The sequence below is a fragment of the Vibrio litoralis DSM 17657 genome (genome assembly GCF_000426765.1).
Classification (GTDB): domain Bacteria; phylum Pseudomonadota; class Gammaproteobacteria; order Enterobacterales; family Vibrionaceae; genus Vibrio; species Vibrio litoralis.
On the sequence record NZ_AUFZ01000023.1, the window covers coordinates 101,446 to 124,916 of the forward strand.

The following is a 23,471-nucleotide window of genomic DNA, read 5'->3' on the forward strand; positions in this document are numbered from 1 at the left end:
TGATTAAGTAATATGCAAATTTTGAGTTAGAACCTTCAAGCGTATTTCCATAAATATATATTAGCTTCCTGTAATACATTCGACTGGTAGGTTATCAATGTAACCTTGTAGTCCCTTTATTTGGGTGTTGACGGTGACGATTTCTCGTCTGAGACGAATATAATTTTGTCTAAGCTGTTCTGCAGATTTGGCGGCTGCTGCATCAACCACGCTGGCGGTGGCGGCGTGGTTGGGCACTGGACAATTGGCGTCGGTGATGCGCAACCTGCTAGGGTCACGCTCAATGTCGCTATTGATAGCGTCGATTTTATTCCTTTCATTACTTAATTCCTGCTGTAAGCGTTCATCTAATTTTTTGTTTTTGGCAATTTGTGCATTCATGCCATTGATCGTAATCAACTGTGCACTAACTTGGCGTTGAGCCTCATTCAAGTCAATTTCCAACTGATTATTTTTAAGATGCAAAAAAGCCAATATGGACACCAAGACGATAAGCCCAATAGATTTAACGTTCGCTAAAATGTTCATGGTTTATCTTCTTCTTTTTTGATTGCAGGTTGTGTGCCGTTGATATCATTTCCGCTGCCAAATTTGATGTTGATACCTTGCAGTTGTCGGTTAAGAACATTCTCTAAAACCTGTACCGTTTTACCCCCGGCATGCCCCGATACCCCCACGAACACGGCAGTGATTAAAGGCTCTATTTGGTAGTGCACGCACAGATAGAATGTGAGTAATCCAGAAAAACCAGAAATGCACAATTCACCCAGAAGGGTAAGAAATCGAAATGAAGGCTCATTACCGCTTTTTATACGGCTAATATAGTTCGCAGCGCCGCCCCAACAAGCAATGAGCAACATCCAAATGTAAGTGATTAATGAATAGTTACCGGGCTCTTTATATGGCATTACTTGTGTCCTTGATGTTCAAGTGAAAAGTGATTAGCGTCATTAAAACGACCGCCCCAACTGCCACCTAGCGATTCCCAGTATTGGCCTAAATCAAGATAGGCTGGGTGTTCGCCAGTGGTGATGTATTCGCCGTTAACGAACAGGTTAAAATCGACCGCTAAGCGGATTTTGTGGTTGCTGTTGATAGCGCTGTAACCTTTTTTGACTCCTTGTTCACCAAATACGCGAGGGTCGCGATAAGCATCCCCAAAAGTGAGTTCATAACCTGCGTTGTAGGCGTATTGAATAAGTTCGCCAATCATGCGAGTAAAGGCACGTTGTTTTTTAGATAAGCTCATAGGGTGCTCGTGTTTGGTTATTTAATTTGAGCTTTAGCTTATCGCGCGAAGAAGGGAGGATATATCGGTGATCGTTCTATATGTAATAGATAGGAAAAAGCCTCTAAGGTATGAATCAATAGAGGCTAATAATGTTTGATTTAGAGTGAGTTATATCATTCTGATGGTGAGATTGGCCACGGGTTCTCATCACGAATCTTTAGATATAAATCTTTGGCTTGTTGTTCGTAGTCTAGGGCTTTAGCTTCATCACCTTCGGTTAGCCGTATCATGGCTGCCTCATTACGTAAGGCATCAACGTTGGTATAAAGCGCGCGACGTGTGGATTCGACTTCTTGTATTTGCAGCTCGTAATATTTTTGGTCGTTTGTTATCCATTTCCCATTAATCCATTCATCACACTGGGTTTGAGGTTGCTCAAGAGTGTATTCATCAGGAATTTCACCTAGTACCCCCATTATAAAGCGAGTACCTGTCGCTTTTTCCCAAATAGGTTTATCTCGATGATCTTCTTTTTGAACCCAGTCTCCATCTATGAGAACAAAATCAAACCCTTTCACTATTTCGGGTTTAGGGTTCCAGCTACAATTTTGAGGTAATTCAAAATTAATATCTGTTACGTATACCTTCTCACCGTTTTCCATGTAATACGGTGTGCCAATGAGAATGTCATAGGTAAGCCACTTATTATCTTTAAATAAAATGGTTTGATTTTTACTATCATAAATCGGTGGTTGCGTTGTAATCGCCCATTCTGGTAATTCAATGGCGTCACCAATTGGAAACTCATATCCATGTTCATTCCAAAATATATTGGTAAGAACATGCCATGCGTTACCATCAAAACGTAGAGCTTCATTAGCTTCGCATTTTGGTGGCGCTATAGTTACGCCCCAATCTGGTATGTCACCGTTCACGACTTGGATAACATAGCTATTTCCTTGTATGTCCCAAAATGGAGTGCCACGCATATCGTTTATTTCACTCCATTTACCATTTTCGCTGTTAAATACTCCCCACTTACCTTCATTGCTTGGCGTGTATAAAATATCGGTACAATAAGGTGGTAATTTAGTTCCAGCCGCTACTGATTCTTCACCGTTCCCTTCCCATATACCATTGGCATTAAAAAACGATACATTTATAACTTGAGTTGTCTTATAGAATTCTCTCATTATGCAAGCCTTACAATATAATTAAATTTACGGTTACGAATAGTGTTGTGGTTATTACCAAAAGGCGAAGCAGTAGCGGCATGATTGTGGGAGCCAATAACAACAGAATGAACATGGCTATCGCTTGATGTTGTACCAGACCATGCTCTTGAGGCTTTAAAATCAAGAATATTGCTATCGTTTAGTTTTTGAGCTTCAGTTGTTTGACTGTCTGGTAATCCAAATTCGCCATTACCACCTGTTTTGTAAAAAGCGCCACTCGATGTAATGCCATATTTACCAGCCCCACCTTGAGCCGCTAATTCACTCACACGGCCAGTAATCTCCATTGAACCTCGACTATGCGTGTGAGAATCTGAACTGGTTGATTTTGAACCTAAATCTTTATTAGAGACGGTAATGTTGTGCGTATGAGATTTAACCCCATCAGCTTCATAAGCGAGAATTATGTCATTATCACCTTTACCTACAATGGCAAGTTCACGCATGTCAGGAAGGATGCCATTGGTGTAAATGTTGGCTAGTGTTTTATAGGTTTCAGTGTCAAATTCTTGCCCTTTCATGAATGCCCAATAGCCCTCGACAGGTAAAACATCACTTGGCCAAGGAATGGGGGAGCCTACAGGGTAAGCTACAAGTTTGAGCTTCTTAGCCGTCACTATCTTTTCATCATCCACCCCAGCCGCGACTTCTGCCTCAGTTGCGATTTTCGCTATGCCGGCAACGGTTTCGGTTGCATACGGCGTTCCCATTATTTCAACGGTGATATTGCTAATTTCAGAGCCGGCAAGGTTGAGCTCAAAGGCTTCGGTGATGATGGTATTTGAGCGCTTTAGCGATAGGATTTCACCATCACGGCTATCGACCGCAAAGAGCGTTCCATCCTCTAAAAAGTAGCCAATCTCTTTACCTTCAAAAGCAGAGTTATCATCAAATACCGCTTCAAAATGCAATTGACCAGGAGCGATAATCGCGCCTCGGCTTAATGGCTTTCGTATGAATTCTTGCTTCAATTCGGTTTGGTCTACGGTAGGTAAATAACCCTCAAGACCAATCGCAATATGAGTAATTTTATATTCTACGCCTAGCGTTTGGGCGTTAATTGATGCGGCAATACCAGCATCGGTAATGACGAGACTCATGATGTGACCTCATGTTTAGTAATATTTCGAATGTGGTGAGCATTGGCCGCTTGTACGTATTCTGTCGCTAGAGTTTTGGCTATCCACTGAATTTCAGTGTGGGGAAGCCGAACGCGCTCAAAATCATAAAAAGCGGTTTCACTTCGACTGTTTGCGACCAATGCCACCATGATTAAGTTCGGTTGCGCTTTATCGTCAAACACCAACCCCGTTGTGCTTTGGTTGAGAAGGCTTTGATAATCTGCAATTTTCCAACCAAATAAGCTTTCAGAAAAATCAGAGAGTAGGGCTAATTGAATTTCATCGTGTGTGATCTTGAAATCAATGGCCATGCCAGCAATGACATTGTTTAGCTCGACATTGGTTGATTCTTGCCAATATTGTCCTTGAGGTAATAAGTGCCGGATGGCTTGTTCAAAATCTTGGGCGGTGCAATCAATGACTAAGTCAGAGGTGTCCATATCACCTCCCCAAGCACATGAATTTCACTATCGGTAATAAATTGCTCTTCAGTCGGTTGCTTCACAATGTAATTACTGGTGATAGGGGCAATGGCAAGGACGATTTCAGTCGGGGTGATACTGACTTGCACCGGTGGATTGACCGATTCGTCACGTTGTCCCATCTTATCTTTAAATAGCCCTTCTAATGCGACGATGATGTCGGCGCGAGTGGCTTCGTCTTGCACGTTTTGAATTTCAATATCAATGGGCTTATGAGTCGGAATATCCACTGTTGGGTGGCAACCGGCTAGGCGTTCTTTATCAATAAATTGCTGAACAGCATCGATGACTTCTGGGCCAAGTGTTGGGTCGTTTTCTCTTGCACCAATATACACCTGAACAAGCCCACGCTCTGGTGTGTTATCCAGCGCCCACGCGTAATCGACATCAGCATGAGCGGACAGCGCCCAGCTTTCGTAATCTTCACGACGTCCGATTTCCTCGCCTTGATTAGAAGCGGTGCAAATACGCTCTCGCCAGTGTTCAGTGTCTTCAATCGGCGCGCCGCCATCAAACCCTAAACAAAGCACATTGTCAGGACTCACACCACTAATGGCTTTAGCCAACGATAAAAGACTACCTGCAGGTAAATTGCCATCCACACCAGAAAGTAGGGCGAAAGTGGCCACGTCTTCATTTGACATTTGAGCGTCTAGCGTTTGATATTCATTCCCAGCTTTGTCGATCAAAAGAGTAAATTGAGGGATAAGAACCGGCTCGCTTAATGATTCAAATTGCACAAAGCCTTGGGCGCAAGAAGGTTGCAATCTTTCCACATCGTTACGCTGAGCATGCAGATACAGCCAAGGCTCAGAGGCTGTTTCGGGCTGCATTTCTCGAAAGAGTTGATCTTGATACCCATACTGGCCATAACTCACGCCAGCAATGGCACAAGCGATAGCATGAATCGCGGGGTTATTTTGCCCTGTGGTTGCAATTAGCGTTGAAGTTGCTCGGTTTATTAAGGCTTGCAGGCTACGTTGTGTGCTCATAAAGGTACCTCAAATTGAGAGCCGTCGTTTAATGTCAATGTGACGCTTCGAGCCAGTGTGGTATCGGATAGCCTTTGAACATCTACCTTAAGCGCCGCGATATATTCACCATCGACGAGCCATTGCAGCGCTTCTTCATAAAAGCGCTTTGCTCTGATTGCCGTTTGCTCGGTATTTTTCTCACGCTGCAGTGTCCAATCTCGCGAGCCGACACTGGTAACATATTGCTCAAACCATACGCCGCCACGCTCGTGATTATTCATGCGAGCGCGGTCGTTCTTGGTCGATTCGGCATGGTTTAAAATGCTTTGCAGAACCGCATGTTTGAGACCATCTTGGCTGCTTATTGGGGAGGTTAATGAAGATAACGTAAAATGATTCATGTGACTTTATAACTCCCGGCTGAACTGCCTTTGTTCACGACTACAACGGCATTGGATGTGATTTCGTCTACGACTGCGTTCGCTATGGCTTCGGCTAAATCAGCGGACTTGGCAAATTCACCTTCGGTCACAAATCCTTTCCCTTTCATCTGTGTCACGATTTTGGCTTTTAATGAGCTGTTTGAAATTGGCATGGTCACTCTCTAGGGTTATTTTTCAGCGGTCACGGTTTTTGAACCATCGACGTGGCCACTACCGGTGAAAGGGCAAATGCTTGCGCAAGTGATAACGCCGGTACCGTTATTTAATTTGATGTTTTTGGCATTCACCGTCACATCACCAAGAGAGGTGATGGATATGCCATTACTGGTAAAGTGAACGAGGTTGCCTTTGTCATCGAGCATCGCCACTTCGCCTTCTTTTAATTCCATTTCATGACGTTCATCTTCGGTACATACCGAAACGCCTCGGCTCAATACACCGCCAAGAAATAAGACATAACTACGAGCGCCCACTTTTGGCCGGCTCATGAATCCGTAATTGTGCAGGCGTTTAATGCGGTCGTTGGTTCGATTTGTTGAGGTTTGGATTTGTAGCATTTTGGTTTCCGCCCCCGTGACAGAGCCGATCACAATCATGTTCTTTATGCGGCTCATTAATCGGTTAAACATGCTTTGATTAGACATTGGCTTGCTCGGCAAAAGGACGGAATAGGGTTAATGATGTTTTTACCGCGGAATCATCAACGGATAAGGCAATGGACTTGATCAAGAGCGTTTCATTAAAGCGTTGATATGTATCACTCACTCGAATGGTGCGATTGATGGCATTGCCAGTTAGTTCATAAATGAGGTTGTCAATGGAAGCAGAGGCATTGAGCCCTTTTGCTATTGCAAGAGAGCGCTCATAAACCGCGCGTGATTGACAAGCTTCTGTGCTTTGTAATTGGTCGCAAACAAACACCGTTTTTCGCGTGGTGTTGGCGGGTGCATAAGTGACCACCGCATGCGCATCATCCCATTGGCCTTGCACTTCGATGTGATAGAACTGATTAGTGAAGTTGCGCTCTAGGTTTAAGGATTCAATGTTAAGACCGACTTCTAAGGCATCCGTATTGATTGCGGCATGTGCTGGCTTTTCAAGCGTTAATACACTGTCTCTTTCCACTAAGATAAAGCCTTGCTCTTTGACGAGCTGCGCAAGGTTATCAACGGGAGATTCAGCGTTAATTTGAAACTCTTCGACGATTTGAGTTTCGACCAGGCTTGTGACATCGAGTCCAAATTCTCTCGCAACATTGCGCAATAGCGTTTCCAAGGTTTGGCCGTATTGAGCATCCATCGTAATCCGTGAATCAATCATGTTGGCACTTTTTGAACGACCTGAAATTTCCATCGAGTAGGAACTGGTTTGCGTCGATGTGGATGCGGTATCAATCGCGCCTGAAAAGATGCGTTTATCACCTAATTTAAATTCAACCGGTAGTGGTCGGGTAATCGTCATCGGCTCAATACTGCAGCGAAAGGTATGCGCCAATTGTTCTATGTCGTAGTTCAATTCAGCGCTGAGAAAGACCGTCGGTTTTTTATCAATCAATATCGTGAGCTGACTCATTGGCTAACCTCCACGGCAACATGGCCACGAATGAACAAGGGGTGCTGTTGCGGATTAAGCGCGGTAATTAATGCTTCATCACTGTCGGTGCTGTGACCAATGGTAAGAGCGGGTTGAAAGCGGGCGAGTTCTATATAGTTTTTGGGCGTACTTCCTTTTTCGACTTTGTTGCTTTGAGCACTGACGTTTTCTTTTAATGACGTTAATGCATCAAATAATTCTAGGCTTTCTAACGTTGAGACGGTGGTGACATCGGTAATACACGCATCAAGCTGGACGGTAATGTGGTTTATATCACTGATGGTGATCGCCGGTTGTGTCGTGGCATCAACCAAATTAAAAGAAGGCATTTCTTCCAAATGCACAATGTCTTTACTCATTTTGACCGCCGCCACGGTCGTCTGAATATTGTAATGGGCGCTCGGTGTGCTTGGGTTGATATTGTCTAACATGATCGCTTGTGCCATGCGTGAGTGATCAACCGCTTCATTGGCAGTGTTATCTTCTGATTGCACTGCATCGGCGACACTGTCAATGGTTCGACTGAGCTGCTCGGCAAATTGTGCCGGCGCATTGGCTATGCTTGAAATGGCGACCATTGCGCTGTTTATCTCTTGGTTTAATGAGGACAATACTTGGCTTGGTACATTGAGCTGGGTGGCGATACCGGTGAGGTCTCCCACCAGTTCGGTGAAATCAGTTTGCAAGCTGCGGATGTCGCTAATACTCATACCATCGACGTCATTAACAAAGCTTTGAGTCGAAAGGCTTTCAACGGCGTCGGTTTGTTCTTTGAGGGTAGTGGTTACGGTTTGGGTGCTTATCGTTGAAACGCGGTTAGCATCTCGAATGAACGACAGGCTTAATGTGACCACACCTAATGTGGTGCTGATTTTTTGTGAATAGGTTTTAAAGACTAAAGACAGCTCGCCAAGCCAAGGGTGTTCAAGCTCGCCGCGAGGGGTTTTATTGAAGTTGTCGAGTAAAGCATTGGCGTCATTAAGTGAATGGTTTCCCACAAACACGACATCAATATCAATCTTATTGGCAGCGCTGCCCATGACCTTAATGTTCGGCAAATCGGCATAAGGGATTTCGGAAACTTGAAGACGCTTTCCGCCATCTAGCGCAGTGCTCAGTATATTAAGCGTGAGCCCATTCCAGCGGCCTTGTTCGTATTTCCTTTCCCACATACGCCACAACCTTTAAAGCTCGCTCAGAGCGGCAGAAAATAGCATCGGGGTGGGTGCCATATTGGCTTATTCGGACTCACCCCCTCCTCCCCACCAAAATTCAGACCTATAAAAAAACGAAAAATAGGCGCAATTGGTTAGGTTATGGATATTATGGGCAAGTCTTTGTGTGACGGGAACTTAGGGCTGTTTTAGATGAGGGTTTTAGAGATCCTTAGAGATCGCAAACGTGCGTTTTTTAAATCTTTCAGACGAGTATTTTAAAAAGAGGTTAATGGAAATTACAATTAGCCTCTTTCGGATAATAAGTATGAGTAAAATACAAAATTTAGGTGAGTAGTTGAATTAGACATTCGCCAAGCTTTAAGCCTAATAATGGCGGGACCGCATTCCCAACTTGGGTATATTGAGGTACTTCAAACTTTCTCATTTGTCCTCCTGTTGTTACTTTAGAACGGAAAACAAAGTTGTCTGGAAACGACTGAATCCTAGCCATTTCGCGAACAGTTAAGACTCGTAATTCATGTTCATCATAATGACAAGCATCATCAGGAATGGATAATGCAGCAGGAGCTGGAGCATTCGCTACCAGAGCTCTTTGAGTTTGTTTTTTTGTTGGATGAGCTAGAAGGTAATCAATAAACCCTTGTTTAGTCGCAAATGGCAACAACTCTCCATTTTTGTGAAGGTACTTATATGTGCGGCAGATCTCCCATACATCATCAGCTAACTCAGTCGAGTTACCTTTTAGGATACTGAAAACCTGCTTGGTTATTGAACTGTCATTAATTGATTGCAGGATTTGGTATAACCTAAATCTGCGTTGAACGATTTCTCCATTATTGCGAAAGTCATGGTTAAACAGTTCGGTTCTTTGAGGCAGATGTTCAAATGTTGTATTAAGAGTTGTAATAAACTCCGAAGGCCCCGATGGAGAATTTTGTTTTAAATCGTCAAGTGCATCACGAACAGTAACATTATTTCCATTAACCAAAGGTGCTAAAAATGATTTTTCAAATAGTGGACGATGTAGTGGTTTTGTCGCATCAAAGTAGTCTAAGTGTCCAAATTCTAAGCCATCGCCAACTTGTTGAACTAGGTTATAAAAATTTAATGATGGGGCAAATAATTGTTTATTTGAACTGCCATTTTCAAAGTGTTTCGAAATAAAGTTGTAATGATCAAGCCTAACCGCGATCATTATAAATCGAGGTCTGTTTTGCGCTATTCCAGCTAATCTTGCATTGATGTGTAGGCATAGCGGCACATATCCAATAGAAGCAAATACCTTCGCAACTTCATACCAAGCATGAAAACTATTACCTTCTTCATCTTTGAAAGCACGCAGAATTCCAGTCACATTCTCAAGCATGGCAATTTTAGGTTGAGTATGTCGAACAAATTTGGCGAATTCCCAAGGGAGGGTATTTTTCTCACAATCTCGCTTACGGAGACCTGCCATGCTAAAACTTTGGCATGGTGGGCCTCCAGAAACTAAATCAAGTCCATTGGTCGAACCAAATGCCGTTCTTAATTGTGTTAGTAGCTCTTTATCTGAATCTAATAAACGGTTTAATTCAACGATACTACCAACAACTAATTTGCCTTGTAATTCTTCTGGACTATTAGGAATGTCGCTATTACCAACATCATCAAATGCAGGAAAAGTGAACGGGTTTTCACGTAGTCTTGGTTTCAATTCTGCAAAGTTACTGTTTAACCACAGTGTGTTTTGGGCTTTTTGCCCTTTTTTTGCGAGTTCTTCTAGGTTTTCATTAAAGAAGTTATAGGCAAATGATTCGGCTGCCATAGGAGAAAGTTCGTTTGCCATTGTTAGCTCAAAACCACTATGTTCAAGTCCTAGAGAAAGGCCACCGCAGCCGGAAAATAATTCTATATGATTCACAATAAACCCAGTATTTTAAATTTAGATGGAGGATTCTATTCAATCATTTAGCAAATGTCCAGGCCTAATTTATGCTGGTTATGTACATTGACATGTAATCTTTCACTAATGTATTGTTATTCAAGGCTAATGAGAGCAGCCAACCATCAAGTGTAAAGACCCCTTCTGGTCCTCTCTGTAGATAAATCGACATGTATGTTGGTGTCTATTTGCAGTTGTGACTGACTTCGATAAAACAACCCAATCGTTATTTATCTACTTAGACATCCGTTTAGGTGGTTCAACTGTGTCCCACCTCGCTGACGTCTATGTTGGGCTGAGAAGGGGAGCCTTAATAAAAAGCGCTAATGCGTACCCAATGTTGATTATTAATTCCAGACGTTGGGGCGACATCATGAGTACATCGAGTACTAACCTACCTACTATTGACCGAATCAAGCAACGAGCTAAAAAACTAAAGAAAGAACAAGGGATTACACATTCAGAGGCACTAGAAATAATCAGTGTTTCATTTGGGTTTAATGATTGGCCTTCTTTCCAAAAAGAATTAAAAAAAAATGAGCAGACTAATAGCCTTAGTCTATTAGTGGATACTATTCCACCAGATATGATAATTAATGACGAGACTGAGAATATAGCTCAAAATCGATCAGCAGACCTCGCCAATGATTTAAAAACACAAATAATTGATAATAAAAAACAGCTGACCAAAGTAGGGGCTGAGTTCTCAATATTTGAGCCTACGATTACGGGACTTAAAAAATCCATTTTAGATGCTACACAGCCTGTCCGGACTCATTTTGAGTTAGAAGATTTTCATTTTTATTATAATCAAGAACAAGGGCCTGAATTTAAGGTTCAAAAAGACGCTTATTTTGTAACAGATGAAGCGATAACAAAATCTATTGTTAGCCTCTATCGACCTAAAACTAAAAAGGGTGATCCTCGAATGTGGTTTAGAGGCTTACCTAACTTTGCAAAGCCAGAAGATAAAATTGCCATTGTCCTTAAGGAAGGTATACCACACCTTATAAATTTGAGTTCGACTCTACTTAAAAATTCATTAAAGAAAGATAATTCTTATATTAAGGACTTTTTAGCGAGCTTTATTGTTTTAGAAAATAGGGTTGCTGATGAGCTACTTTATAAAATTAAAATGTTAGCTAAAACTCCATTTCCAGCTTTACGTCAAGGTGATACTGCTATTGGTTACACATTAGAAACGATGTTAGGCATTGTTGCTAACTCAAGTAAAGAACCTGACTATCAGGGCATTGAAATAAAGTCAGGTAGAGGGGTTAAAACTCGAACAACTCTTTTTGCTCAAGTTGCAGACTGGGGAAAAAGCCCATGTAAAAAAAGTGCTGAAATATTAGATAAATATGGTTATGAGCGTGAAGGTGAGTTCAAACTGTATTGTACCATATCAACTCAGAGAGAAAATTCACAAGGTTTAAGCTTTATCTATGATCAGTCGAAGGATGAACTTCAAGAATGGCACAATAAGAATACTCTTGTTGCTGTTTGGCCGGGAGACTTATTACGAAAAAGATTAAAAGAGAAACATGCTGAAACGTTTTGGGTTGAAGCAATAAGTGAGTTAGTTGATGGTGTTGAGACTTTTCAGTTGTTAACTGTAACTCACACAAAATCTCCGATTGTCAGTCAATTAATGCCATTGATTGAATCTGGTGTTATTACCATGGATCATTTAATCAAGAGAAACGATAAAGGGCGTGTTAGTGAAAAAGGGCCATTATTTAAAATAAATAAAAGGGATTTAGATTTGTTGTTCCCAGAGCCCATTATATATCAATTAGTTTAATTGTATTTGATATCAGTTGTATTATGCATGCTCAAAGATCTCTAATTGACCATTGTCTTTCCGTAATTCTGGCTGTAAATCAAAGTCGGGCTTTTTTCCGGTCGATTGAATGAAGTGCGAAAACGAAATATGAGCCACAAAGGTCTTGCCACAATTTAGGTTTAGGCACTGACAATACAATTCTCTTGTTTCGTGCGAGATAGCGCGAGAGGTAGCAATACGTGTTTTGGTTAAGCATTGAGGGCAAGTAATTAACATAATGTGATCCTTTTATCGTGTTTGTGAGCTTGTTTACTTCTCACTTAACTGATTTTATCCAGTCAATTTCTTTTATTTTTTCTATCGTGCCAGCTACCTTTTCAAGGCGATTCATTGCCCGTTGAAAGTTCGGCTCAGTTATCTCGTTGAGTGAGGCGGATAAAGAAAAACTTAACCCATCAACCAGATACATTCTTAGCGCTTTAACTTGGCTATCACTGCGTATTTTTGTCAGCGATAGTAGAAGCAGGAAGCGTTCTTCGGTTTCTAAACCTTGTGATAAATAGTTCATTGGTCGCTTTCCATTCTTGATAAAGCTGCTGTTTGTTTTCCTGCATAAACATATTCACCTTTTTCATGTTTCTCCCTTAGAAAGTGGTGATAGCTTCGTTGTCGTTCGTATTCATCTTCATCTATGGCTATTGGTACAGAATCGTTAATGACGGCTTTCCAATAGCATTGTTTGTCTATGTGCCGGTTTCGTTCTTGTTGGTATTGTTGATCAGCCGCTTGTTTGATATCTGCCATGTCCATATCTCGGCATTTCATTCCCCAGCCGCGAGCACCCGCCGCCCAAAACATAAACTGGTCGACTTTCTCTGCAGCGTCTTTACCTTCAAAGGTAATGCAAAAGCGATTGTCGGCGCTAACGTGCACACCTCTTTCTTTGATGTTTTGATTGAGCTTTTCGGCTTGTTTTTCTAACCGAATAATCCGTGCTTGCATTTTCTTTAATTGCTCTTCTGGTTTACCTTGCTTTTGAGCAATAGCTTTCGCTTTGATGGTTTGATTTTTGGCAAAGTGCAGTTTGTTGACCTGCCTTTTTAGTGGCTTTTTCCACTGGTCTAGCTTGTAGCCCATTTCTTTGATGACAGCGATCATGTTGTCGGCTTCAAATGAGGTTAAACATTCCCATGCCGGAGCACGTGAGCATTTAGCAATGCTGTATCGATTGCCACGAATAAGACCTTGGCCACCGTTCTCGCCTTTAGCTGCATAACCCACGGCTTTGATAATGTATGAACCCGCAGCTTTCGGTTTTCTTAATTTTTCGACCTTTACCGTGCCATGTCCCCATAAGCTTTCGATTCTCTTTGCCCACGGGCTAAATTGATGGTGCGGTACAGACCAACGAATGAGGATGTGCACATGCGGGTTCGGCTCTCCATATTCATTGGCCGGGCATTCAGCAACCCAAATGTAATGAAAATCACCAGGCACATTTGTGGGACCAAATTCACTTGGGTTGGAGTGACCGGGAATTTTCTCATACGTTAAGTCACAATATGGTTGTCCCGTTTCAGAGTCATTTTGAATGGTGTGATCGGCTATCCAACCACGTTGGTACATTTTTTTGAGACCATCTAAAAATCGCGATACTTCTTTACCAATAGTGGTTTCTAATGTTTTTTCCATCGTGAATTCTTGCGGCGGCTTGAATCGTAAATCGCAATAATCCCCTGCAATTTCACCGCCTCGGTTCATGCACTTAGGAATGGGATTGTCTTTGCTTGGAATGGTCCAATATTCGCCGGCAATATCACAAACAGGGTCCATATATTTCTTCTCGCCTTTGCTTGCGCGTTTAGTCACCATGTTTCGTTTGTATTGGATAGGGTGGTGTGCACCTGCGCTGACATATTTTTCACCGTCAGTCATGCCGCCAAATATGGCTAATCGTTGTTCTTTTGAAAATGTTGGGGTCAGGAACGTGGTAAAGCCGCCGTGACATTGTGCGGTGTACGCAGCGGCTTCAAAAATTCGACTTACCGAACGTGGTGTCAGTTTTTCTGTGAATCGCTTGCCGGTGTTTACATCAGGGGCATTGCTTGATGGTGTTTCCCTGACCGCCTGAAATTTAAATGTTTCATTCCATTCTCGATGCATAAGTTGCATTGAAATAGGGGATTTGTCGGTTTCGCCAATAGCTTTACGGCCATTATGATTTAGAACCTGCGGCGTGGTGAGTTCTGCGCCCTCATATAAGGAGTAGTGGTCACCGTTGGCTCTGTGGTCATAATCAATAAAACGTGGGCGCTTGCTTCGATTTAGCACACGTAAAAACGCTTCTTGACGGGCTCTACGTTCTCTAAAATTACGTGTCGGACTTTTGCGCCCTTTGACAAGCCTATGTCTTTCTGCCGTTCCGGCAGCCGCTTCGCGGTTGTGTTCGGTGGCTCGATTTATCGAACGATAAACCTCAGTCGTCTCTTTTAGTTTTTTTAAACGAATTGGCTCAGCACCAATAACACGATCATAAACTGGGATAGATTTAAATAAACCTGAATCAATTAACGCTTGTACTTGCTTGCTATGTTTTGGTGCGTCATTGATTTTTGATCTAAAAAAACCAGTCTCGAAACTGGCATTGTGTTTTTTGATTTGGTCTTGGGGCATGACCGCCCCAGCAATGTAATGGAGGTCGTTGGCATCTAACATAATGTTTGCTTTTGTAGTTCGGCTATTGTGGCAGTTAGTACATTGGCTTGCTTTTCAATGCTTTTTTTAACGTAATCACGTGTTTCGTCTTTGTATTTTTCTCGTAACAAAGAGAGCCTTAATTCACACACCTTGATTCTGGACGCTTTTACTTTTTCAGAAGACATCACAAACCCTGCTAAGTCAGGGCAGGGACGATGTATTAAATTAGGGCTGCTTGTGTTCATAACTCACTAAACTCCTGTGCATCCATAAGCACCAATAGACATTTATTTGTTGCAGTAAAAACACCACGATGAATATGACGTATATTTAGCTGCAACTCTGCTTGGCAAGCGGCATCATAAAAATTATCGAACTCACCGATTAACGAGCTTTTCACCTCACCGCTATCGTTACGGATAGCGGTTCCGGTTTCATCGCAGTGAACAATGAAGTAGTTCACACCGCCCCCATAACATCGTCTTTGATTTCACAAAGAGCATTAATGAGTGAATTGAAATTCTTATCGCAGTTTGATTCGTTCGATAAATCGAAATCAGATAGGCCATGCTGAACAAACATTACGTTGTTACGCTCTGTTTGTTTGCGTTGCTCTTTGATGAGTTCTATTGCGGTTTCAATGGCGAGTGCTTTGGTAAATCTGTTCATGTCCAACCCCTTGGAATGTGTGTTTAAAATTTGAAATACTTTTAAAGCAATAAAGGCATTTCAAATTGGCTCTGCTTGAAAGCCAATAATCATCAATAAGAAAACTGATCAGAAGGAACACGCACATCCCAATCAGCAGCTTGAAGTGAGCTCATTACCATTGCCGCTTGGTTCACGTAAATGGTTGTGCCTTTTGCGCGTTGAATGGTTGGGATTAGTCCACGTTGGGCTTGGTCACGAACTGCTCTCAATGTTTGATTTGTTTTTCTTGCATAGGCATCAAGCGTGAGTGGCAATAAATCTGGTTGGATCACAACTGTTACGGCTTGTTGATTTTTTTCTTCATTAGGAACAGCCATTTGTAGTATCCTCAATCAATTAAATAAATGCGGTTAAATGCGTTAACTTGCGTTGTGTTTATTCTTGGAATCTTAGGATTTTAATTTAAACATGTCAATTTATTTTTGGAGTTTTTATGCGCGAATGGTTTCTAAGTTCTGAGTTAATGGAGATAGATGGGCTGCCTAGCTCACCTCAAGGGCTTAGCCAGAAAGCAAAAAGGAATGATTGGAAAAGTCGTAAGGCAAGTGGAAAAGGTACTGCTTTGGAATATCACATTTCCAACTTTAGCAATGATGTAATTGAGCAGTTACAAGCCAAGTACGGGCAAGAAGCTGAAATTACACCTCTTCACAGTAATGCTGGCGAGATGAGAGAATTGACTAGCCTTGAAGTGGAGCCGATCCCTGTTTACAACGTTTATGCCGCTTGTGGTTTTGGTTCTTTGGTAGACACTGAATATCAAATTCGTACGACTTATTTACCTAGCGACATGCTTAGACGTTTTGGGTTATGCACGAAAACAGGCCGGATTATCACGTGCCAAGGTGATTCGATGGAAGATACCTTGAGTGATGGTGATGAAGTCTTAGTTGATATCCGCGAACTGGATCACCCAGTAAAGAATGGTGTGTATGTGGTTCGAATTGGTAAGCATGTTTTTATCAAGCGCCTAAAGTACAACATCCTTGCTGAAAGCTATGACGTGGTTTCAGATAACACAGAAGAATATGACCCGTTTACTTTGACCAAGCAGCAACTAGAAGAGTTTGCGATTGAAGGTAAAGTGGTCACAACAGTGATGAAAGCGGTTTTGTGATTTTTATGCCCACGTTTGTGGTTTTTTTATATAAGGTTAAATATGAGCAGTACACCAACAGTTTTTATTTCATACTCTCATGATAGTGTTGAACACAAACAGTGGTCATTAAATTTAGCTATAAGGTTAATGCACTCCGGTATTGATACAATTATTGACGCATGGAGCCTAGAACCTGGCGATGATTTACCACATTTTATGGAAACATCGCTAAACAGATCAGATCGAATAATTATGGTTTGTACTGATAATTATGTAGCTAAAGCTAATAAAGGATCTGGAGGCGTTGGATATGAAAAAATGATAGTAACATCAAGTTTAATGACTAATATTGATAACAATAAAGTTATTCCTATTATTAGGCAAAAAGGTTCTTCAGATGTGCCTACTTTTCTAAAGTCTAAGCTTTATATCGACTTTTCAAATGATGATGAATATGAAGCTGTAATTGATGATCTTATTCGAGCAATTCATGGTGAACCATTATTTAAAAAGCCGGATCTAGGTAGTAATCCTTTTTTACCTGTGGAAAACAAATTAGCTGAAAAAAATAATGACTTTAAAGAAAAAGTGTTATTTACCATTATTTGGTTTTATGAGAAGAACTATACAGGCTTGACTATTGATACATTATGCAGCCATATGGGTGCGTCAAAGATACTAATAGAATTTCAATTGGAAGAATTAGTTGAAGATGGTTTTATTGATATTATTGCTGAGATGTTTATCAATCTTCAGAAGAAAGCAAAATTATTTGCAATTCAGAAAGGTTGGGTAGGTTGATAGACTACTTTTATATATGAGCATTAAATCAATTAAAAACGGCTACGAAGTCGATTGCCGTCCACAAGGCCGTGATGGTAAGCGTTATCGTAAAAAATTCGCCACTAAAGCAGAAGCTCAACAGTACGAACGTCACTTACTGGCTACCCGTAACAACAAAGAATGGTTAGAGAAACCGCAGGATAAACGCTCTTTAACTGAGCTTATTGAACTGTGGTTTTTTCACCACGGGCAATATTTGAAACGTGGGACCAGGGACAAAGTTATCCTTGAATTGATGAACAAGGAAATGGGCTACCCAAAGGCATATCAGATCACCGCTAAACGTTTTTCAGAGTATCGCGCATCCGCACTCGCTAAAGGCAACAAGCCCAGCACAATCAATCGTAACTCTAATCGCTTGAGTAGTGTGTTTACTGCTTTAATTAAAGTCGATGAATTTCACGCTGAACATCCATTAAAAGGTATTGCTAAATTAAAAGAGCAGCCGACGGAAATGGGGTTTCTAAGTAAAGATGAAATTAGGCACTTACTTTCGGTTCTGCGTGGTGACCACCTTAAAGTCGCTAAAGTCTGCTTGTCTACAGGGGCTCGTTGGGGAGAAGCGCAAAACTTGCGAGGTTCTGATATCGTAAATGGTACCGTGACTTTTCACGATACTAAAAATGGTAAGAATCGTTCGATACCGATCAGCCCTGAGTTATATCAAGAAATTTATACGGGCAAGAGTGGGCGCTTATTTAAAGATTGCTATGGCGCATTTTATTCTATGCTTAGAGAGCAAAACTTTGATTTACCAAAAGGGCAGGGAGCACATGTTTTACGCCATACTTTTGCTAGTCACTTTATGATGAATGGCGGTAATATTCTCACTCTGCAAAAAATCTTAGGCCATGGTACCGTGCTTCAAACTATGCGTTATGCGCACCTTTCCCCTGACTACCTCAATGAAGCACTCACGCTTAATCCCTTGTCCACAATTTGACCCAAACCATGCTAAAAAACCTGTATTTCATGCGTTAGTAATATGGCTTAACTTACTGTTTTTAAAGTTAAGTATATGTTTTTATGGGTATAAAAAAGCCCCTCAGTAAGGGGCAAACGTTCCATCGCTTTTTTATAGTTATTTGTTGAGCTAGGCTTTGCGTTAGCCTAGCTCTTTAATTGGTAGGACAGGTTAATTAACCAAAGTCACCATTTACATAGCCTTGTGTGCGGTCATCTTGTGGGTTGCTGAAGATGATTTGCGTTTCATCATGCTCAACCAGTTCACCCATTAAGAAGAAGGCGGTACGGTCTGAAATACGACGTGCTTGCTGCATTGAGTGAGTCACGATAACGATGGTGAACTCTTTCTTTAGAGATTCCATCAACTCTTCAATTTTATGCGTGGCAATTGGGTCAAGAGCGGAGGTTGGTTCATCCATTAAAATCACATCAGGTTGCATTGCAATGGTACGAGCAATACATAGACGTTGTTGCTGACCACCAGATAGACCAAATGCGTGTGATTTTAAGCGATCTTTCACTTCATCCCATAACGCTGCGCCACGTAGTGACTTTTCTACCACTGAATCAATGTGTTTTTTGTCTTTAATCCCTTGAGCGCGTAAGCCGTATGCAACGTTCTCATAAATGCTCATTGGGAATGGGTTCGGCTTTTGGAATACCATGCCGACTTTAATGCGTAGGTCTGATACATCGATATTGCCATAAATGTCGTTTTCATCCATGGTCACTTTACCGGTGATTTTCACTCCTGCGATCAAGTCGTTCATACGATTTAAGCAGCGTAGTAGGGTCGATTTACCACAACCAGAAGGGCCAATTAATGCGGTTACTTTCTTTTGTGGAATCGGCAAGTTAATACTTTTTAATGCCTGGTTTTCGCCGTAAAAAAGATCTAGGTTTTCGATGTTAAATTTATTCATTGTGTTATCTCTTTGTCGTGGTAGCCGCTGATATATTTATCGAGCCACTACTATCATTCATTTAAGGTTTAATTCGTGTGTTAGCTAATAACGAGCTTATAAATTACGTTTGTGTGAATCAGTAGTTCGCTTTATTGATGCGACTAGCGATTAACTTGGTCAACATATTGATGATGAGAACCAACACAATCAAAACGGTGGCAGTGCCGTAAGCTTGGTTCCATTCATCGACCGTAAATAGCTCTGTCGTTAATTTATATAGGTGAACGGTTAGCGTACGGCCTGAATCAAGTAGTGATTCTGGGATACGAGCAACCATACCTGCGGTTAAGAAAACCGGGGCAGATTCACCGATGACACGACCAATACTTAGAATGACCGACGTTAGAATACCTGGCATTGCACTTGGCAAGATTAAGCGCCAGATAGTGTAGATTTTTGAAGCGCCAAGGCCGTAAGAACCTTCGCGGTAAGTTTGTGACACTGCCATTAATGCTTCTTCGGTGGTACGAATAATCACTGGTAGAATCAAAATACTGAGCGTTAGAGCACCCGATAAAATTGAGAAACCAAAGCCCATTACCGCAACGAAGAACGTCATACCGAATAGACCAAAGATGATCGATGGAATACCGGCTAATGATTCAGTACAAAAGCGGATAACCTTAACCAACTTACTACCCGGTTTGGCGTATTCGGTTAAGTAAATCGCCGTCATAATCCCGAGTGGGGCAGCCACGGCAATTGAGGCAATCACCATATAAATAGTTGCCACAATCATTGGGAAGATACCGTGCTCTTCACCCGTACGAGTGTAGTCATCGGTAATGAAGTTCCAATCTACGTACTGTAGGCCATTGGATAAGATGTACCAGATAATCCAGAACAAGAAGCCAACGGTTAAGCCTGCCGAAATCCAGATGAATACATTTAAAATAAGATCTTTATTTTGACGTTGTTTTTTTAGTTTGATTAAATCTGAGTCTTTTGCGAAATTCATTGTGCTTACCTCGCTTTCTGACGGTTAAGGTACAGAAGAGCTGCATTTAACATCATGATGAAGACCAATAACACCACACCCGTTGCGTAAAGCGCGTTAGCGTGAATACCACTTGCGTAAGACATTTCAATCGCAATGTTGGCAGTTAAGGTACGAGCTGAATCAAGAATGCCTTCTGGCATCGCAGGTGCGTTACCCATCACCATAATAATGGCCATGGTTTCACCTAAAGCGCGGGCGATACCTAGGATGACACCGGTCATGATGCCTGAGCGAGCAGCAGGTAAGAGGATTTTAAATATGGTGAAGGTTTTTGAAGCACCGAGCGCCAACGAACCTTCTTTATAAGCATGAGGTACCGCGCGGATAGACGTTTCGGATACCGTAATAACGGTTGGTAGAATCATCACACCAAGCACAATGATACCGGCAAGAATAGTATTACCAGCAGGTACATCAAAGACTTGTTGAATCAGCGGGACAATGATCACCAGACCAAAGAAGCCGTACACTACCGATGGGATACCGGCTAACAATTCAACCGCAGGACGAATGACATCGGCGACACGTTTAGGGGCAATCTCAGCAATAAAAATCGCCGTGAGTAGGCCAACTGGGACACCAAGCAGTACAGCACCAAAGGTTGACACAATTGACGCGACGATCATGGTGTAGACACCATATAGCGCCGGTGGTAGCCAGTTATCACCTAGTACTATCCCCGAAACGCCCACTGCTTTAAACGCAGGGATACTTTCAGCAATAATGAAGTAAGCAATAAGGGCAAGAGAAACGATACCAATAATGGCACTACCTAGAAATAGACCGTGGAAGATTTTTTCTTTCCAATCAATGCCTTTTTTCTGGCGTAGGTTGCCATTGTTTTCAGAAGTTTGACCTTCTGAGTTTGCGACAGTATTCATAAGCTTGTCACTATCTGTTGTTTTGTCACTATAAGTGGCGATGGTCATAATAAAACTCACATATCGAAAAATGTTTTAAGACATTCCGAGATGGAAAATAAGCTCAGCCCTTGCGAGCTGAGCAATTAAAGTTAAATGTGTTGCTTAGTGGATATCGATGTAACCTTGAGCTGATACTAGCTTTTGAGCATCTTTAGTTAGCATCCAATCTAGGAATTTTTGTGTTGTTGGTGTTGGGCGACCTTCGTGGTAAAGCACTAGGAAAGGACGAGCTACTTTGTAAGAGCCGTTCTTAACGTTATCAACACTTGCTTCAACACCGTCTACTGCAAGAGGGTGAACCGAGTTATCAACCGTACCTAAAGAGATGTAGCCGATAGCATAAGGGTTGCTTGCGACCATTGTTTTTAGACCGCCGTTACCGTTAGCAACTTGAGCACGTTGAGAGATAGCCGATACTTTAATATCGTTCACTTTCATTTTTAGACCCATGATGTCTTCAAATGCACCGCGAGTACCAGAAGCTGTATCACGTGTAATCGCAACGATAGGCTTATCTTCGCCACCCACTTCTTTCCAGTTGCTGATTTCACCTTTGTAGATCTTAGTGATTTGCTCAGAAGTTAAGCCTTTCAATGTGTTTTTTGGGTTAACAACAACGGCGATACCATCACGAGCAACCACTTCTTCCTTAAGTGTTGGCTCTTTTTCTTCTGCTTTTAAATCGCGAGAAGACATGCCAAGGTCAGCTGAGTTGTTTTTTGCTGCTTTGATACCAGCAGAAGAACCAGGACCTTGAACTTCGATAAATACATCAGAATTCGTTTTCATGTATGTTTCAGCAAAGACTTCCATTAACGGAGTAACACTACTTGAACCTACCGCAGAGATAGTTTCTTTGGCTGATACTGGGTTTACTGTTAGCGCGCTTAGGATAGCTAGAGCGCTGATTACTGTCTTTTTCATACTTTCATTTCCTTTATGGCTTCATGCCGTTAAGTCGTTGAGTTGACGAAAGCCACTTTAGGGTTGAAATATGACAGTTGTGTTACAGTAATTTGAAAACTAGATGACATGAGGATTATTCTTACAAGGGTTTTCTTCAAGAACCCTGCTATTGTTGCAATCTCATTACTGTCATCTTTAAATTAAAATACTGAATAAGCTCACTTTTTATATTGATTTCGCACAGGCAGTCCGTAATGTGGTACTAAGGTTGGTGTTGGTTTGGTGCGGATAAAAAAATAGTGTATTTATTGGATTAGATTTCCGTTATTAACACTGTGCTATTACCGTATTGTGGGTAAGCACGCTCGAATTTAAAATGAACAAGATCTGTAGGTATCGTTATGAGAAAAGTTTGGTTAGCGGCAGCAAGTTTATTATTGACCGCTTGTAGTACCACGACGAATTTATACGTAAATCACCTTGCCTCAAATGTCGCGGATGAAGGGTTTACCGAGCATACTCTCACTTTGAATGATGACGATCATCATACTCAAGTGCATTATTGGGATAACCAAGTTGCCAGCCAAGATACCGTGATTTTGATTCATGGAGTCGGTGGTGATGGTTTATCTAACTGGCAATCGACTATGCAAGCACTGGGCAGCCAATATCGAGTGATCGTGCCGGATATACTATGGTACGGCAAGTCGACCAGTGATCTTCAACCTACCTTAGAAGATCAAGTGACAGTGATTGCTGATTTATTAAAAAACCTCGATCTTGATGGCAATGTGCATATTGTGGGTCATTCTTATGGTGGTTTTATCGTCTATGGTTTATTGGCTAACTATGATATTGCGACTACCGCGACATTCATTTCTAGCCCGGGCGGGGCGTTTGAGCAAAAAGATCTTGATGCGTTATTAGCTCGCTTTGAGATTGAAAAGCCGAGTGATTTATTCGTACCGAAAAATGATGCGGATTTGAAGCGCTTAATGAATGCCACCAGTGAAGACCCGCTGCACGTACCAGCCTTTACGATGGATGGATTCTACGAAAAGTATTTTGCCAGTAATTCAGAGCAAAAGATTTATATGCTGGATCACTTGATGGATTCACGGGAAGAGTTTGTGTCTAAAATCGCCAACAGAGAGCTTCCACCGGTTCAAGTGATTTGGGGGGAAGATGACCGAATTTTCCCTCTGGGAAGCGGGATGTTGTTATCTAAACAAACCAAAGGGTCTTTATATATCGTGACCGATTCTGCACATAATATTTTATTAGAACAGCCCGATACCGTGAATCGACTATTGAAAGGCTTTATTGCTCAATACCATCATCAGCAAAATTGTGTTCCTCAAGAATCGAAAAGTCTGTAAGTTTTTAGGGTAAATAAC

The 23,471-nt window shown here is 41.7% G+C and carries 29 protein-coding genes; 5 read left to right on the plus strand and 24 right to left on the minus strand.

Annotated elements, in window-relative coordinates:
• Positions 1–60: 60 nt before the first annotated feature.
• From K358_RS18805 to K358_RS0110140, 13 genes are all read right to left on the minus strand, one after another.
• On the minus strand, positions 61–528 hold the full coding sequence (locus K358_RS18805; protein WP_051241273.1) for a lysis system i-spanin subunit Rz: 468 nt from the start codon (positions 526–528) through the stop codon (positions 61–63).
• Entirely contained in the window at positions 525–908 is a 384-nt protein-coding gene (locus K358_RS18350) for a phage holin family protein (protein WP_051241274.1), read from the minus strand. The genes K358_RS18805 and K358_RS18350 overlap by 4 nt, the downstream gene beginning before the upstream one ends.
• The gene (locus K358_RS0110090; RefSeq protein ID WP_027696705.1) at positions 908–1,249 is read right to left on the minus strand and encodes a M15 family metallopeptidase; all 342 of its coding nucleotides are present in this window, start codon (positions 1,247–1,249) and stop codon (positions 908–910) included. Before K358_RS0110090 ends, K358_RS18350 begins: the two co-directional genes overlap by 1 nt.
• A 155-nt stretch (positions 1,250–1,404) precedes the next feature.
• Complete coding sequence (locus K358_RS0110095; RefSeq protein WP_027696706.1) at positions 1,405–2,424, minus strand: hypothetical protein; 1,020 nt, start codon at positions 2,422–2,424, stop codon at positions 1,405–1,407.
• On the minus strand, positions 2,424–3,566 hold the full coding sequence (locus tag K358_RS0110100) for a phage tail-collar fiber domain-containing protein (protein ID WP_027696707.1): 1,143 nt from the start codon (positions 3,564–3,566) through the stop codon (positions 2,424–2,426). Before K358_RS0110100 ends, K358_RS0110095 begins: the two co-directional genes overlap by 1 nt.
• Positions 3,563–4,027 carry a hypothetical protein gene (locus K358_RS0110105; protein WP_027696708.1) on the minus strand — a complete coding sequence of 155 codons (465 nt, stop codon included), beginning with the start codon at positions 4,025–4,027 and terminating at the stop codon, positions 3,563–3,565. The genes K358_RS0110100 and K358_RS0110105 overlap by 4 nt, the downstream gene beginning before the upstream one ends.
• Positions 4,009–5,061 carry a baseplate J/gp47 family protein gene (locus K358_RS0110110; RefSeq protein ID WP_027696709.1) on the minus strand — a complete coding sequence of 351 codons (1,053 nt, stop codon included), beginning with the start codon at positions 5,059–5,061 and terminating at the stop codon, positions 4,009–4,011. The genes K358_RS0110105 and K358_RS0110110 overlap by 19 nt, the downstream gene beginning before the upstream one ends.
• Positions 5,058–5,444 carry a phage GP46 family protein gene (locus tag K358_RS0110115; protein WP_027696710.1) on the minus strand — a complete coding sequence of 129 codons (387 nt, stop codon included), beginning with the start codon at positions 5,442–5,444 and terminating at the stop codon, positions 5,058–5,060. The genes K358_RS0110110 and K358_RS0110115 overlap by 4 nt, the downstream gene beginning before the upstream one ends.
• A complete protein-coding gene (locus K358_RS0110120; RefSeq protein WP_027696711.1) occupies positions 5,441–5,638 on the minus strand; it encodes a hypothetical protein in 198 nt (65 codons plus the stop codon). Before K358_RS0110120 ends, K358_RS0110115 begins: the two co-directional genes overlap by 4 nt.
• Before the next feature lie 15 nt (positions 5,639–5,653).
• Positions 5,654–6,130 carry a phage baseplate assembly protein domain-containing protein gene (locus K358_RS0110125; protein ID WP_244875249.1) on the minus strand — a complete coding sequence of 159 codons (477 nt, stop codon included), beginning with the start codon at positions 6,128–6,130 and terminating at the stop codon, positions 5,654–5,656.
• Positions 6,123–7,058, minus strand: coding sequence for a tail protein (locus K358_RS0110130; RefSeq protein ID WP_027696713.1), 936 nt, complete (start codon positions 7,056–7,058; stop codon positions 6,123–6,125). Before K358_RS0110130 ends, K358_RS0110125 begins: the two co-directional genes overlap by 8 nt.
• Positions 7,055–8,251, minus strand: a complete 1,197-nt coding sequence (locus tag K358_RS0110135) for a DNA circularization N-terminal domain-containing protein (protein ID WP_027696714.1) — start codon at positions 8,249–8,251, stop codon at positions 7,055–7,057. Before K358_RS0110135 ends, K358_RS0110130 begins: the two co-directional genes overlap by 4 nt.
• Positions 8,252–8,579: 328 nt before the next feature.
• Complete coding sequence (locus tag K358_RS0110140; RefSeq protein ID WP_027696715.1) at positions 8,580–10,157, minus strand: DNA cytosine methyltransferase; 1,578 nt, start codon at positions 10,155–10,157, stop codon at positions 8,580–8,582.
• A gap of 394 nt (positions 10,158–10,551) precedes the next feature.
• Here K358_RS0110140 and K358_RS0110145 point away from each other — a divergent pair, with 394 nt between their 5' ends.
• A complete protein-coding gene (locus K358_RS0110145) occupies positions 10,552–11,982 on the plus strand; it encodes an MvaI/BcnI family restriction endonuclease (protein ID WP_027696716.1) in 1,431 nt (476 codons plus the stop codon).
• Between the two features lie 21 nt (positions 11,983–12,003).
• On the opposite strand, the gene K358_RS0110150 is transcribed toward K358_RS0110145, so the two are convergent.
• The 7 genes from K358_RS0110150 to K358_RS0110180 form a co-directional block, all read right to left on the minus strand.
• Positions 12,004–12,240 (minus strand): Ogr/Delta-like zinc finger protein, encoded by a 237-nt coding sequence (locus tag K358_RS0110150; RefSeq protein WP_027696717.1) that lies wholly within the window; start codon positions 12,238–12,240, stop codon positions 12,004–12,006.
• Between the two features lie 40 nt (positions 12,241–12,280).
• A complete protein-coding gene (locus K358_RS0110155) occupies positions 12,281–12,532 on the minus strand; it encodes a PapB/FocB family fimbrial expression transcriptional regulator (RefSeq protein ID WP_027696718.1) in 252 nt (83 codons plus the stop codon).
• Positions 12,529–14,679, minus strand: a complete 2,151-nt coding sequence (locus K358_RS18355) for a rolling circle replication-associated protein (RefSeq protein ID WP_051241275.1) — start codon at positions 14,677–14,679, stop codon at positions 12,529–12,531. Before K358_RS18355 ends, K358_RS0110155 begins: the two co-directional genes overlap by 4 nt.
• Positions 14,673–14,906 (minus strand): hypothetical protein, encoded by a 234-nt coding sequence (locus tag K358_RS0110165; protein ID WP_027696719.1) that lies wholly within the window; start codon positions 14,904–14,906, stop codon positions 14,673–14,675. Before K358_RS0110165 ends, K358_RS18355 begins: the two co-directional genes overlap by 7 nt.
• Positions 14,903–15,124 (minus strand): hypothetical protein, encoded by a 222-nt coding sequence (locus K358_RS0110170; protein ID WP_027696720.1) that lies wholly within the window; start codon positions 15,122–15,124, stop codon positions 14,903–14,905. The genes K358_RS0110165 and K358_RS0110170 overlap by 4 nt, the downstream gene beginning before the upstream one ends.
• Positions 15,121–15,330 (minus strand): hypothetical protein, encoded by a 210-nt coding sequence (locus tag K358_RS0110175; RefSeq protein ID WP_027696721.1) that lies wholly within the window; start codon positions 15,328–15,330, stop codon positions 15,121–15,123. Before K358_RS0110175 ends, K358_RS0110170 begins: the two co-directional genes overlap by 4 nt.
• A gap of 92 nt (positions 15,331–15,422) precedes the next feature.
• Positions 15,423–15,689: a hypothetical protein gene (locus K358_RS0110180; protein ID WP_027696722.1), complete on the minus strand. Its 267-nt coding sequence runs from the start codon at positions 15,687–15,689 to the stop codon at positions 15,423–15,425.
• Between the two features lie 116 nt (positions 15,690–15,805).
• Here K358_RS0110180 and K358_RS0110185 point away from each other — a divergent pair, with 116 nt between their 5' ends.
• The 3 genes from K358_RS0110185 to K358_RS0110195 are packed head-to-tail and all read left to right on the plus strand — an operon-like array spanning position 15,806 to position 18,257.
• The gene (locus K358_RS0110185; RefSeq protein ID WP_027696723.1) at positions 15,806–16,489 is read left to right on the plus strand and encodes a helix-turn-helix domain-containing protein; all 684 of its coding nucleotides are present in this window, start codon (positions 15,806–15,808) and stop codon (positions 16,487–16,489) included.
• 42 nt (positions 16,490–16,531) lie between these two features.
• A complete protein-coding gene (locus K358_RS18360) occupies positions 16,532–17,272 on the plus strand; it encodes a toll/interleukin-1 receptor domain-containing protein (RefSeq protein ID WP_038150068.1) in 741 nt (246 codons plus the stop codon).
• Positions 17,273–17,288: 16 nt separating this feature from the next.
• Positions 17,289–18,257, plus strand: a complete 969-nt coding sequence (locus K358_RS0110195; RefSeq protein ID WP_027696724.1) for a phage integrase — start codon at positions 17,289–17,291, stop codon at positions 18,255–18,257.
• 196 nt (positions 18,258–18,453) lie between these two features.
• Here the strand turns inward: K358_RS0110195 and pstB are convergent, their stop codons facing one another.
• From pstB to K358_RS0110215, 4 genes are all read right to left on the minus strand, one after another.
• Positions 18,454–19,203 carry a phosphate ABC transporter ATP-binding protein PstB gene (gene pstB / locus K358_RS0110200; RefSeq protein WP_027696725.1) on the minus strand — a complete coding sequence of 250 codons (750 nt, stop codon included), beginning with the start codon at positions 19,201–19,203 and terminating at the stop codon, positions 18,454–18,456.
• A gap of 118 nt (positions 19,204–19,321) precedes the next feature.
• Positions 19,322–20,203, minus strand: a complete 882-nt coding sequence (pstA, locus tag K358_RS0110205; RefSeq protein WP_027696726.1) for a phosphate ABC transporter permease PstA — start codon at positions 20,201–20,203, stop codon at positions 19,322–19,324.
• Between the two features lie 5 nt (positions 20,204–20,208).
• On the minus strand, positions 20,209–21,174 hold the full coding sequence (gene pstC / locus K358_RS0110210) for a phosphate ABC transporter permease subunit PstC (protein WP_027696727.1): 966 nt from the start codon (positions 21,172–21,174) through the stop codon (positions 20,209–20,211).
• 96 nt (positions 21,175–21,270) lie between these two features.
• Positions 21,271–22,092: a phosphate ABC transporter substrate-binding protein gene (locus tag K358_RS0110215; RefSeq protein WP_027696728.1), complete on the minus strand. Its 822-nt coding sequence runs from the start codon at positions 22,090–22,092 to the stop codon at positions 21,271–21,273.
• Positions 22,093–22,475: 383 nt separating this feature from the next.
• On the opposite strand from K358_RS0110215, the gene K358_RS0110220 reads away from it, so the two are divergent.
• Positions 22,476–23,453 carry an alpha/beta fold hydrolase gene (locus K358_RS0110220; RefSeq protein ID WP_027696729.1) on the plus strand — a complete coding sequence of 326 codons (978 nt, stop codon included), beginning with the start codon at positions 22,476–22,478 and terminating at the stop codon, positions 23,451–23,453.
• Positions 23,454–23,471: the final 18 nt, after the last annotated feature.